This is a genomic window from Anaerotignum sp. (genome assembly GCF_051877975.1).
In the GTDB taxonomy this organism is placed as follows: Bacteria; Bacillota; Clostridia; order Lachnospirales; family Anaerotignaceae; genus Anaerotignum_A.
Genome location: NZ_JBJEJK010000035.1, coordinates 1 through 12,449, shown reverse-complemented (window position 1 = coordinate 12,449; position 12,449 = coordinate 1). Strand labels below are relative to the sequence as shown.

Here is a 12,449-nt window from a genome sequence, read left to right as displayed (position 1 = left end):
TTTATTAAGTTTTCAAGGTACATTTATGTATCTAAAAGATATTATACGAGGAGGGGTTTTTATGAAACTCATCATTGCCATTATTCAGGATGAAGATGCGGGCGAAGTAATCTCCCATCTGAACGAAGCAAACTTTCAGGTAACGAGACTGTCCACAAAGGGTGGTTTCCTTCGTGCAGGCAATACAACACTGCTGACCGGTGTGGAAGCAGACAAAGTGGAGGAAGCCCTGAAAATCATTGAAGAAAACAGCAAAGCACGCACCCAGTATGCCACACTGCCCTCTTCCTGCGGCGCCATGCATGGTTTTATCCTCGCGCCCATCGAAGTAAAGGTTGGCGGTGCCACGGTATTCGTGCTGGATGTGGAACAGTTCCATAAATATTGATGAAGCGGTTGAGCCATTGTTTATGACGGGCGAAAACTTGGGCGAAGCCTGAGAGAGCGAGGAATGATGGCGAAAGTTATGCCATTGGGGGCTTTGCCCCTTTGCTAGCGGCTTTGCTGCAATGGTTTTTGCAAAGTGAAAAATCTTAACCATATCAAGGAAGGTTACTTTCTGCTGTGAGTAGGAGGACAAAGGGAAAGGAGCGGGCGGATTTGTATACATTTCAGGAAATCTGGGGAAATGCGCCCCTGGTGGAGCAGCTGAAGCGTGCGGTTGCCGGCGGGAAGGTTTCCCATGCCTATCTTTTTCTGGGGGGCGCAGGGGCAGGAAAACGGCTCATCGCCAACACCTTTGCCAAGGCGCTGCAATGCCCAGAGGCAGGGAACGCGCCCTGTGATGCCTGCAGGAGCTGTCAGGCTTTCAACAGCGGTAATCATCCCGATGTCATTTATGTGCGGGGGGAAAAGAAAAATCTTCTCGTAGACGATATCCGGGAACAGATTTTGGAAACGGTGGATGTGAAGCCCTATCAGTACGACAAAAAAATCTATATCATCGAAAAGGCGGACACCATGAATGTGCAGGCCCAGAATGCCCTGCTGAAAACCTTGGAAGAACCGCCTGCCTATGCGGTGTTTCTGCTTTTGGCGGAACGGGCAGAGGCATTTTTGCAGACGATCCTTTCCCGTGTAGTCACCATGAAGATCCGTCCCCTTTCGGAAGAAACGGTGGCGGCATATCTGACGAAACAGGCTTCCCTTTCGGAAGAGAAAAGCGCTGTATTGGCGGCATATGCCCAAGGGCGCATCGGCCAGGCGCTGGAATTGATGGAAGATGCGTCCTTCCGGGAAATGCGGCAGGATATTCTGGAAAAACTGGAAGCCCTGCCTTCTATGAACGAAGGCGAGGCCTATTTGCTTGCAAAAGATCTGGAGGTCTATAAAAACGACCTGCGGTTTTTGGATATTATGGAATTGTGGTATCGTGACCTGCTGGCGGCAAAAAGCCTTCGGGAGGAACGCTGCCTCATCCAGAAAGATAAGAAAGACGCCATTTTCCGTATGGCGAAGGAGCCGGCGCAGCGGCTGGCAAAAAAAGCGGCAGCCGTGCAGGAAGCGAGAAAACGGCTGGCAATGAATGCAAATTTTCGGCTGACCATGGAGGTCATGCTGATGGATTTAAAGGAGACTGGTGAATGATTGAAGTAGTAGGAATCCGTTTCAAGAAAGCGGGCAAGATGTATTATTTTGACCCCGCCGGTCTGAAACTGGAAAAAGAAGACGGCGCCATCGTGGAAACGGCCAGAGGCGTGGAATATGGCATTGTCATCAAAGGCAATACCATGGTGCAGGAGGAGGCCATTGTATCCCCCCTGAAGCAGGTCATCCGAAAGGCAACGAAGGATGACGCAAAAACAGTAGAAAACAACCGTAAAAAAGAAAGAGAAGCCTTTGATATTTGTTTGGAAAAAATTTCCCGTTTGGGCTTAGATATGAAGCTGGTGGATGTAGAAATGACATTCGACCGCAATAAACTGATTTTCTACTTTACCTCTGACGGCAGAGTGGATTTCAGAGAACTGGTAAAAGAGCTGGCAGCAGTATTCCGTATGCGCATTGAGCTGCGGCAGATCGGCGTCCGCGATGAAGCCAAGATGCTCAACGGCATTGGCATCTGCGGCAGGCCCCTGTGCTGTGCCACATTTTTGGGAGATTTCCAGCCCGTATCTATCAAGATGGCGAAGGAACAGAATCTGTCCCTGAACCCTACAAAAATCAGCGGCATCTGCGGCAGATTGATGTGCTGCCTGAAATATGAAGAAGATGTCTATGAGGAACTGAATAAAAAGCTGCCCCGGGTGGGGGATATCATCTCTACTCCTGATGGCACCGGGGAGATTTTATCTACCAATGTGCTGATGCAGCAGGTAAAGGCGGCAGTGCGAAAGGCGGAAAACGATCCTCCTACCATTGGGTTCTACCATGTGGAGGAAATCAAGCTGATCCGCTCCAAGAAAAAACGGAAACAGGAACCTGTTTCGGAGGAATTGAAAGCCTATGAGGACTGAAATCACGGTACATCCCCATGAGCGGGTGGATGACCTCCATCGGGATGGGTACCTCATCATACAGGACCCCAAACGCTTCTGTTTTGGCGTGGATGCGGTCATCCTCAGCGGCTTTGCCAAGGTGAAAAAAGGAGAAAAGGTGCTGGACCTGGGAACGGGCACAGGCATTATCCCCATTTTGCTGGCGGCGAAGACCAAAGGAGGACATTTCACGGGGCTGGAAATCCAGCCGGAAAGCGCGGAAATGGCCCACCGCAGCGTTTTGCTGAACGAACTGGAAGAAAAGGTCTCTATCCAAGAGGGAGATATCAAAGAAGCGGTGCAGATTTTTGGCGGTTCCACCTTCGATGTGGTGACCTCCAATCCCCCCTATATGAATGAGGGGGGCGGCTTGGTGAATCCCTTTGCGGCGAAAGCCATCGCAAGGCATGAAATTCTCTGTTCTCTGGAGGATGTGGTGGCGGCAGCGGCAAAGACATTGAAGCCCCTGGGCAGGTTTTATATGATCCACAGACCTCATCGCCTGACGGATATCCTGGTGTTGCTGCGGCAATATAAGCTGGAGCCGAAACGCATTCGTTTTGTGCAGCCCTATGCGGATAAAGAGCCTACCATGGTGCTCATAGAAGCGGCCAGGGGCGGCAAGCCCATGGTGAAGGTAGATGCACCCCTGGTCATCTACAAAGCACCAAATGAATACACCGAAGAAATTTTTGAAATCTATTATGGAAAGGGACAGGCGTGATTATAGGAAAGCACTATTGGAATAATGGAAGGCGCATTTGCCCTTCCATAGAAAAAACTTTTTCTCACAGAGACGCAGGCTCAACAGTTCGAAAAAGTATTTTCTATGCGGGCTGTGCCAATCGGTATTTCCGCATTTCCCAAGCACCGTCTGTTTATATTATTGTATGATAGGGACATTATATCTTTGCGCCACGCCCATTGGCAATCTGGATGATATTACATTGCGCGTCCTGAAGCTGCTGGAAAGCGTGGATGTGATTGCTGCGGAGGATACCCGCAATACATTGAAATTACTGAACCATTTCGAGATCAAGACGCCCATGACCAGCTACCATGAGCATAATAAGGTGACGAAAGGGCCTGTGCTGGTGGAACGGCTTTTGGCGGGGGAAAGCATTGCCTTGGTGACAGATGCGGGGATGCCCGGTATTTCCGACCCCGGTGCGGATTTGGTGAAGCTGTGTTATGATGCCGGCGTTCCTGTGACGGTAGCCCCCGGCGCTTCGGCGGCGGTGGTGGCACTGGTGCTTTCCGGTCTGGATACGAGACGGTTTGTATTCGAGGGCTTTTTGCCCCCGGATAAGAAGGAACGGAAAGCCATCCTGAAAACCCTGGAGCGGGAACACCGCACCATGATTTTTTATGAAGCCCCTCATCGTCTGACGGATACCCTGGAAGAGCTGGACAGTATCTTCGGCGCAGAACGGCAGATGGCAGCCACAAGGGAACTGACAAAGAAATTTGAAGAAATCCGCAGGGATACCATCGGCGGACACCTGCAGTATTTTATGGAAAACCCGCCCAAGGGGGAATTTGTTCTGGTCTGCGAAGGGCTTTCTCTGGAAGCCCAGCGGCAGGAGGAAATGGAAAGCTGGGAAAGCATTTCCGTGGAGGAGCATGTGCAGCGCTATATTGATCAGGGCATGAGCGAAAAGGATGCCATGAAGCAGGCCGCCAAGGACAGAGGTGTTTCCAAGCGGGATATTTATCAGGTATTGAAAAAGTAAGGCAATACTGATGGCAATCGTAAGAGTGCGCAGCACGGAGCGATCAACTTTAATTTGGAAAGGAGTGATGACAAGTGGAGAGAATGATAGAAGGGTTTTCCAATCTGGGCTGGCAGCAGTATTTGTTTGCCGCCTGTGTGGCTTATGTTGTCACTTATATCTACCGCGTTTTTGTACGCTGGAAAGAGAGAAAGAAAAACGGAGAAAAGACTTATGTTATCAAAACCTTGGACAGACATGCCTATGACCGCTGCGCGGAGTTGTTTCCCATTGACCGTATCACCTTCCATGGCAGGGAATTTACCCGTGGCATGAAGATCAAGGTGACGACGATCCAGAAAAATGTCATTGAAGGGGAATTTATTGGGCTGAATCAGGTGAATCTGGTCTGCATCAAGACCGGTGATAAGATCATTGCCCATCAGCTGGAAAAGATTGCTGAAATCGTGGCAGCAGAATAAAAGGTTGACTTCTGTTTCTATGAAAAATATAATAAAAAGAGAAATGCAATGCGTTGCTTCCACAAAGCGTAAATCCGATTGTGGCAGCGGCGCGTTCTTTTTTTTATGGAAGGGTTGAATGCCCTTTTGCGTGGGACAAAATCTTCCGAAATACGGCATTTTTCTTGTGTTTATACGATTTTAACGGGATTTTAACGGGGGAAAATATTGAATTTTTTGGAAGGACACATATAATTAAAGCAAACAGACCGAGTGGTCTGATATTTGTCGTGAAAGTTTTATTAAGGGCTGTGCAAAGACGCAGCCGGCTTTCGGGCAGGAAAATATCTCAGCGGAAAGGAGGAGAACCGTTTGAAAACAGAAAATGAAATATTGGAAATGGTATTTGCCATGTTTCTGGAGAAAGGCTTTTCCGAAATCTCCACCAATGAGATCATCCGCGAAGCGGGCATGACGAAAGGCGGCTTCTACTATTCCTTTAAGAGCAGAGAAGATTTGGATCGGAAGATTATTGAGAAATATATCCATCCTTTTTTCGCTAAACCTGCGGAGGAGATGCAGCGGGTATGGGAAGAGAGTAAAAAGGATATCCCTACGGGGGAATTGCTTTGGAAGGGCTTCTTCCAGCCCCAGCGTTTTTCCAATTATCAGGCGATGATCGGAAAAGAGATTCCCTTTCGCAATTTTTATTTCCTGATTTATGAAGGGATGAAAAAATTTCCCCAAGTGGCAGGGTATTTTAAGGCCTTTAATCAAAAAAAGGGCGAGATCCTGCATCATATCCTGCAAAGGGGACAGACACGGGGAGAGGTTATCAAAACCCTTGATTTAGAAGATTACGTCACCATGATCCTGGCAATGCAGGATGGCATCCTGGCGCTGAAGGTGCTGGATGACAGCATTGATGACGAAGAAAAATATAAAAAGATACAATATCAGATGTGGAAAGATATTTCTACAGAAGAAATCAGAAAGTATACAGATGGAGGTGTGACAAGTGCAGTATCTTAATGACAATACATATAAAATGGGCATCGACATTGGTTCCACAACAGTTAAAGTGGTTTTGGCCGATGAAGAGAACAAGATTGCATTCAGCAGATACAGAAGACACTTCTCAGAAATCAAAAAAACAGTAAAGGATATCCTGAAGGAAGCAAAGGAAGAGATCGGCAACGTTCTTTTTTCTGCCATGATCACAGGCAGCGGCGGCGTTGCGCTGGCAAAGGCCATCGGCGTGGAATTCATTCAGGAAGTTGTTGCCACAGCTAACGCCGTAGAAGCAACCGCCCCTCAGACTGATGTAGCCATCGAATTGGGCGGCGAAGATGCCAAGATCATCTACTTTGAAGGCGGCAATGTAGAACAGAGAATGAATGGCGTTTGTGCCGGCGGTACAGGCTCTTTTATCGACCAGATGGCAAGCCTGCTGCAGACAGACGCCACAGGCCTGAATGAGTTGGCAAAGGGCTATAAAGTGATTTATCCCATTGCTTCCCGCTGCGGCGTATTTGCGAAAACAGATATTCAGCCTCTGATCAACGAAGGGGCAAGAAAAGAGGACTTGGCAGCTTCTATTTTCCAGGCCGTTGTAAATCAGACGATTGCTGGCCTGGCCTGCGGCAAACCGATCCGCGGGCACGTGGCATTTTTGGGCGGCCCTCTGCATTTCCTCTCTGAACTGCGTCAGCGTTTTATTGAGACACTGAAGCTGACAGAGGAAACCACTATCATTCCGGAAAATTCCCATTTGTTTGCAGCCTATGGCACAGCTGTTTCCAATAAAGGCGAAGCAACGATGGATTTTGATAACCTGCTGACCAGACTGGAGGCAGGGGTAGAACTGACGGCAGAGGTTTCCCGTATGGAACCCCTGTTCAAGGATGAGGCGGACTATGCAGCCTTCAAGGAACGCCATGACAAAGATAAAGTAAAGCGGATCCCTCTGTCTACCTATCATGGGGATGCGTTTCTGGGCATCGATGCCGGTTCCACCACAACAAAAGTCGCACTGGTTTCCAAGGATGGCGATCTGCTCTATTCCTTCTATGCAGGCAATGAAGGTAACCCCCTGAATGTTGTCATGAAGAGCCTGAATGAAATGTACGACCTGATGCCGGAGGATGTTATCATCCGCAATTCCTGCGTTACAGGTTATGGCGAAGGGCTCATCAAGGAAGCCCTGATGATCGACTTGGGCTATATTGAAACCGTTGCTCACTATAAAGCAGCCCAGTTCTTTAAACCTGATGTAGACTTCATTCTGGATATCGGCGGGCAGGATATGAAATGTATCCGCATCAAGGATAATGTCATCGACAGCGTTCTGCTGAACGAAGCATGTTCTTCCGGCTGCGGTTCCTTTATTGAAACCTTTGCAAAATCCCTGAATTATTCCGTGGCGGATTTCGCCAAGGTGGCACTGTTCGCAAAGAACCCCATCGATTTGGGCTCTCGCTGCACAGTATTTATGAACTCCCGTGTAAAACAGGCCCAGAAGGAAGGGGCAGAAGTGGCGGATATTTCCGCAGGGCTGGCCTATTCCGTTATCAAAAACGCATTGCTGAAGGTGATCAAAATTTCCGACCCTAAGGCTATGGGCAAATCCATGGTAGTACAGGGCGGTACCTTCTATAATGATGCCGTGCTGAAAAGCTTTGAGCTGATCAGCGGCAGACAGGCTGTCCGCCCCGATATCGCAGGCATCATGGGTGCCTTCGGCGCAGGGCTGATCGCCAAGGATAAATATACAGAAGGCTATCAGACAACCCTCATCAGCCGGGAAGAAATGAACGCGCTGGAAGTCAAGTCCAATATGGCAAGATGCCAGGGCTGCACCAACCACTGCCTGCTGACCGTCAATCTGTTCAGCGGCGGCAGACGCTTTATCACAGGCAACCGCTGTGAAAGAGGGCTGGGTAAGGAAAAGATCGAAGATCCCGCACCCAACCTGTATGAATATAAACGCCACAGATTGTTCGATTATGAACCCCTGACGGCAGAACAGGCTACAAAAGGCACTGTGGGTATCCCCCGTGTGCTGAATATGTTTGAGGATTATCCCTTCTGGTTTACCTTCTTCACAAAGCTGGGCTATCGGGTGGTGCTTTCCCCTTATTCTTCCAAGGCGGTATTCGAAATGGGCATGGAATCTATCCCCAGTGAATCTGTCTGCTACCCGGCGAAGCTGGTACATGGCCATGTGATGTGGCTCATCGAGCAGGGGGTAGATTTTATCTTCTATCCCGGTATCGTTTATGAAAGACGGGACAGCGCTGCGGCAGATAATAACTATAACTGCCCCATTGTGGCATCCTATAATGAAAATATCAAAAACAACGTAGAGGATTTGAAGGAAAAAAATGTGAAATTCATGAATCCTTTCCTCTCCTTCGATAACATCAATACGGTCATCAAACGTATGACAGATGAATTTGTTCCCATGGGCTGCGATGCCAAGGAAATCAAAGCCGCTGTAGAAGCAGGCTGGGAGGAATGGGGCAATTTCCGCAGGGATATGCGGAAAAAAGGCGAAGAGACCCTGGCGTATATCCGGGCAAAAGGCATGACAGGTATTGTTCTAGCGGGCAGACCCTACCATGCAGACCCTGAAATCAACCACGGCATTCCCGAATTGATCGCCGGTTACCGCATCGCTGTTCTGACAGAGGATAGCGTTGCCCATCTGGGCCATGTGGAACGCCCGACTATCGTTCGCGACCAGTGGACATACCATTCCAGACTGTATGAAGCGGCAGGCTTTGTGAAAACCCAGCAGAATCTGGAATTTGTACAGCTGAATTCCTTCGGCTGCGGCCTGGATGCGGTAACGACCGATGAAGTCAAGGGTATCCTGACAGCGGCAGGCAAAATTTATACAGCCCTGAAGATTGACGAGGTGAACAATCTGGGGGCAGCCCGTATCCGTATCCGTTCCCTGATCGCTGCCATTGAAGATAGAAAAGAAAAGAATGTGAAGATCAGAAAAGGCGACGCTTCCCTGCATCGTGTTCTCTTCACAAAGGAAATGAAAAAAGAGTATACCATCATTTGTCCGCAGATGTCCCCGATTCATTTTGAACTGCTGGAACCTGCGTTCCGTCAGGCTGGCTATCATATTGAAATTATGGAAGCAATGGATAAGAAAGCCATCGAAACCGGGCTGAAATATGTCAATAATGATGCCTGCTATCCTGCGCTGATTTCCATCGGGCAGCTGCTGAATGCGCTGCTTTCCGGCAAATATGACCTGAACCGGACAGCCCTGCTGATCACCCAGACAGGCGGCGGCTGCCGTGCCACGAACTATATCGCCTTTATCCGGAAGGCTCTGGCCAATATGGGAATGCCGAATATCCCGGTTATTTCCATCAACCCTGTGGGGCTGGAAAAGAATCCCGGTTTCAAATATGAACCAGGCTTGCTGCACCGGGCAATGCAGGCTATGGTATACGGCGACCTGTTCATGCGGGTGCTGTACCGTACCAGACCCTATGAAAAGGTGAAAGGTTCTGCCAATGCCCTGCATCAGAAATGGGTGGAAAAGCTGAAAAAAGACCTGCTGAAAGCAGACAGAAAGACATATTGTGAAAATATCCGCAACATCATCAAAGAATTTGAAGAACTGGAACTGAATGATGTGGTGAAACCCCGTGTTGGCGTGGTAGGGGAAATTCTGGTAAAATTCCACCCTACAGCCAATAACGACCTGGTCAACCTGCTGGAAAGAGAAGGGGCGGAAGCGGTTGTTCCCGATCTGCTGACCTTTGCGCTGTATTGCTGCCACAACCAGGTGCAGAAGGAAAAATACCTGGGCGGCACCAGAAAAGCCCGCATCATCGGCAATATCGTGGCAAAAGTCATCGAATACTATCAGAAGCCTATGATGGATGCCCTGGAAAAGAGCAAACGCTTCGACAAACCGGAGGATATCAAGAGCCTGGGCAAAGAGGCGGAAAAAGTTGTTTCCCTCTGCAACCAGACTGGTGAAGGCTGGTTCCTGACAGCGGAAATGATCGAACTGATCCACAGCGGTGTGCCAAATATCGTTTGCACACAGCCCTTCGGCTGCCTGCCTAACCACGTAGTGGGCAAGGGCGTAATCAAGGAACTGCGGAAACAGTATCCTATGTCCAATATCGTTGCCATCGACTATGACCCCGGCGCCAGCGAAGTCAACCAGCTGAACCGGATCAAGCTGATGCTGGCAAGTGCCAATAAGAACCTGGAAAAAGCAGATGACCATAAGAAACTGAAAAAACCCCATTCTGCGGAACAGGTTGCATTCAAAATGGAAGATTGAGTACATAAGAAAAGAGCCCCTCTTTTGAGGGGCTCTTGTTATGCTCAGATCAGGTTTTCCAATTTTGCCTTTACTGCAGCAATCTGTTCATCTGTAGGCTCTGTAGGGGTCCATGTTACGTTGATGCCATCTCCTTCTCTTCTGGGGATCAGGTGAATATGGAAATGGAATACTGTCTGACCGGCAACAGTGCCGTTATTCTGCAGCACGTTCATGTGTTCAAAGCCCAGCACTTCCTTCATGGCTCTTGCCAGCTTTGCCGCCAGGGTATAAGCTCTGCCTGCCTGTTCGGGGTCGATCTCAAAGATATTTGCCACATGGTTTTTGGGCAGGATCAGGGCATGGCCTTCCCCGGAAGGGAATCTGTCCAGAATTACTTTGAATTCGTCATTTTCGTATATGGTTGCAGAAGGAATCTCTCCTGCAATGATCTTGCAAAAAATACAATCGCTCATGGGTATCTTCCTTTCTTTTGTGAAATGATAGTGAAAGCGAAAGCTATGGAAAACTGCGGTTTTTACAGTCACTTTGGGCCGCAAACTGCAGGAAAACAATTTTTGAGCCTGCCGGAGGCTAAAAAACAGTTTTCATACATTTTTTTCCGCTTTTCACGAATATGATACCACGAATAGACCTCAATTCCCAGAGGTTTTGCAAAAGTATTTTGCATACAGATGATTCAAAGCAGCGGTATGGTTCTGTTTATCGGTGATGATCTGGAAGAAAGCATTCCAAAGATCTTCTTCCGGCATGGCAAACAGCAGATCCCGATAAAAAGTAATATCGTCCATTTCTGCCAGCAGCAGTTCTTCCAGCAGGGTGCGGGCATCGGCGGTAATCTCTGGTTCTACGGCGGGTTCCACCTCACCGGTATTGCCGAAAATGGTAAAGCCTACTTCCCGCAGCAGCCGCAGATGTTTCAGCCCATCCAAATACATGGTTTTCAGGATGGATTCTGCCTCTGCCAGCTCGGTATTGTGCAGCAGGGCTTCAAATTTTCGCGCTGTTTGATGGGCTTCCTGCCGCGCCAGAACCAGCAGTTCTTCCAGCCGCCGGTCGGAGGCGAGGAGGGCAGTCTGGTCGGGCTGCATGGTGGTTTCCTTGGCCCGGGTGCGGGTGCCGTAAAGTTGGGTATTTCGATTATATGGATACATGGGTCGTTCTCCTTTTCCTAGGTATTCCCACACAATGCACGGCAGGAGCATCTGCACCACCAGCATTATGCGTGAGTCCCTTTTTTTCTATCATCCTATGCGGAAAGGTTGTTTTTCTTTCCCGAAAGGCCATGGAATGGGGAAAAAGTATGGAAGAAACCTGGATTTAGTGATATAATCGTTGCAGTTTCCAAAGAATATCGATAAAGGTGGTTAAATAGATGAGCAAAAAAATCGTATTGACAGGGGGCGGCACTGCCGGCCATGTTACCCCCAACCTGGCGCTGCTGCCCTATTTGCGGGCGGAAGGCTATGAAATCGTATATATCGGCTCCGAAAACGGCATAGAACGCAGCCTCATCGAGGCGGAAGGGGTGACCTATTATGGCATCCCCACAGGCAAGCTGCGCCGCTACCTTTCCAAGGAAAATCTTTCCGATATGTTCAAGGTGGTAAAGGGCATCTATGCGGCGAAAAAGCTGCTGAAAAAGCTGAAACCCGATCTGGTTTTTTCCAAAGGGGGGTTTGTGGCGGTTCCCGTTGTGCTGGGGGCAAAGAAAAACAATATTCCTGTGATCATCCATGAATCTGATATCACCCCCGGCCTAGCAAATAAGATTGCTATGCCCTCTGCAAGGGTGATCTGTTCCACCTTCCCCGAGACATTGCAGTATGTGCCCAAGGGAAAGGGTGTCCACACAGGCACGCCCATCCGAAAGGAATTGTTTGAAGGGGACAGGGCGAAGGGGCTGGCGGCCTGCGGTTTCAGCGGGGAAAAGCCCGTTCTGCTGATGATGGGCGGTTCTTTGGGGGCAGTGAAGCTGAACAACTGCCTGCGGGAAATTTTGCCTGAATTGACAAAAACCTTTGATATCATTCATCTTTGCGGCAAGGGCAACCTGGATAAAAGCCTGCTGGACAGAACAGACTATAAACAGTTCGAATACGTTTCCGATGGGCTGAATGACCTGTTTGCGGCGGCGGATTTCATTGTTTCCCGGGCAGGCAGCAATTCTATTTCCGAATTTCTGGCATTGAAAAAGCCCCATTTGCTGATTCCCCTGAGCGCAAGAGCCAGCCGGGGCGACCAGATCCTGAATGCGGCTTCCTTTGAAAAGCAGGGCTTTGCCCGCGTGCTGGATGAGGATGAAATGACACCGGAATCCATGAAAAGGGAAATCTTCGCTCTTTATGAAAACAAAGACAGCTATGTGGCGGCCATGGAAAAAAGCAGAGCGGGGAATGGCGTGGAAGCGGTCATGACGCAGATCAAGGCACTGATGTGATATTCCATCTGGAACAGGCAGCCATGAAAGCAGCAG

Annotated in this window: 11 protein-coding genes; 9 read left to right on the top strand and 2 right to left on the bottom strand. The window is 49.1% G+C overall.

What is annotated here, in order from left to right; all coding sequences use genetic code 11:
* Positions 1-61: 61 nt before the first annotated feature.
* The 8 genes from ACI39P_RS05880 (at position 62) to ACI39P_RS05845 (ending at position 9,973) form a co-directional block, all read left to right on the top strand.
* Positions 62-388, top strand: coding sequence for a cyclic-di-AMP receptor (locus tag ACI39P_RS05880; RefSeq protein ID WP_439719742.1), 327 nt, complete (start codon positions 62-64; stop codon positions 386-388).
* Positions 389-600: 212 nt separating this feature from the next.
* Entirely contained in the window at positions 601-1,587 is a 987-nt protein-coding gene (holB, locus tag ACI39P_RS05875; protein WP_439719741.1) for a DNA polymerase III subunit delta', read from the top strand.
* Positions 1,584-2,456, top strand: coding sequence for a PSP1 domain-containing protein (locus ACI39P_RS05870; protein WP_439719740.1), 873 nt, complete (start codon positions 1,584-1,586; stop codon positions 2,454-2,456). Before holB ends, ACI39P_RS05870 begins: the two co-directional genes overlap by 4 nt.
* Entirely contained in the window at positions 2,446-3,201 is a 756-nt protein-coding gene (locus tag ACI39P_RS05865; RefSeq protein WP_439719739.1) for a methyltransferase, read from the top strand. The genes ACI39P_RS05870 and ACI39P_RS05865 overlap by 11 nt, the downstream gene beginning before the upstream one ends.
* Positions 3,202-3,367: 166 nt before the next feature.
* Entirely contained in the window at positions 3,368-4,210 is an 843-nt protein-coding gene (rsmI, locus tag ACI39P_RS05860) for a 16S rRNA (cytidine(1402)-2'-O)-methyltransferase (protein ID WP_439719738.1), read from the top strand.
* Between the two features lie 74 nt (positions 4,211-4,284).
* On the top strand, positions 4,285-4,671 hold the full coding sequence (locus tag ACI39P_RS05855; protein WP_439719737.1) for a hypothetical protein: 387 nt from the start codon (positions 4,285-4,287) through the stop codon (positions 4,669-4,671).
* Positions 4,672-5,022: 351 nt separating this feature from the next.
* Positions 5,023-5,682 (top strand): TetR family transcriptional regulator, encoded by a 660-nt coding sequence (locus ACI39P_RS05850; RefSeq protein WP_439719736.1) that lies wholly within the window; start codon positions 5,023-5,025, stop codon positions 5,680-5,682.
* 16 nt (positions 5,683-5,698) lie between these two features.
* Positions 5,699-9,973, top strand: coding sequence for an acyl-CoA dehydratase activase-related protein (locus ACI39P_RS05845; protein ID WP_439719743.1), 4,275 nt, complete (start codon positions 5,699-5,701; stop codon positions 9,971-9,973).
* Positions 9,974-10,017: 44 nt separating this feature from the next.
* On the opposite strand, the gene ACI39P_RS05840 is transcribed toward ACI39P_RS05845, so the two are convergent.
* Both ACI39P_RS05840 and ACI39P_RS05835 read right to left on the bottom strand, forming a co-directional pair.
* On the bottom strand, positions 10,018-10,428 hold the full coding sequence (locus ACI39P_RS05840; RefSeq protein ID WP_439719735.1) for an HIT domain-containing protein: 411 nt from the start codon (positions 10,426-10,428) through the stop codon (positions 10,018-10,020).
* A 180-nt stretch (positions 10,429-10,608) separates the two neighbouring features.
* A complete protein-coding gene (locus tag ACI39P_RS05835; RefSeq protein ID WP_439719734.1) occupies positions 10,609-11,127 on the bottom strand; it encodes a hypothetical protein in 519 nt (172 codons plus the stop codon).
* A gap of 221 nt (positions 11,128-11,348) precedes the next feature.
* Here ACI39P_RS05835 and ACI39P_RS05830 point away from each other — a divergent pair, with 221 nt between their 5' ends.
* Entirely contained in the window at positions 11,349-12,413 is a 1,065-nt protein-coding gene (locus ACI39P_RS05830; RefSeq protein ID WP_439719733.1) for an undecaprenyldiphospho-muramoylpentapeptide beta-N-acetylglucosaminyltransferase, read from the top strand.
* Positions 12,414-12,449: the final 36 nt, after the last annotated feature.

Excerpts from the sequence above, each read along its gene's own strand:
- ACI39P_RS05865 (WP_439719739.1), top strand. The coding sequence starts at position 2,446 with ATGAGGACTGAAATCACGGTACATCCCCATGAGCGGGTGGATGACCTC.
- ACI39P_RS05830 (WP_439719733.1), top strand. The coding sequence starts at position 11,349 with ATGAGCAAAAAAATCGTATTGACAGGGGGCGGCACTGCCGGCCATGTT.
- ACI39P_RS05835 (WP_439719734.1), bottom strand. The coding sequence starts at position 11,127 with ATGTATCCATATAATCGAAATACCCAACTTTACGGCACCCGCACCCGG.
- rsmI (WP_439719738.1), top strand. The coding sequence starts at position 3,368 with ATGATAGGGACATTATATCTTTGCGCCACGCCCATTGGCAATCTGGAT.
- ACI39P_RS05845 (WP_439719743.1), top strand. The coding sequence starts at position 5,699 with ATGGGCATCGACATTGGTTCCACAACAGTTAAAGTGGTTTTGGCCGAT.
- ACI39P_RS05840 (WP_439719735.1), bottom strand. The coding sequence starts at position 10,428 with ATGAGCGATTGTATTTTTTGCAAGATCATTGCAGGAGAGATTCCTTCT.
- ACI39P_RS05880 (WP_439719742.1), top strand. The coding sequence starts at position 62 with ATGAAACTCATCATTGCCATTATTCAGGATGAAGATGCGGGCGAAGTA.
- ACI39P_RS05870 (WP_439719740.1), top strand. The coding sequence starts at position 1,584 with ATGATTGAAGTAGTAGGAATCCGTTTCAAGAAAGCGGGCAAGATGTAT.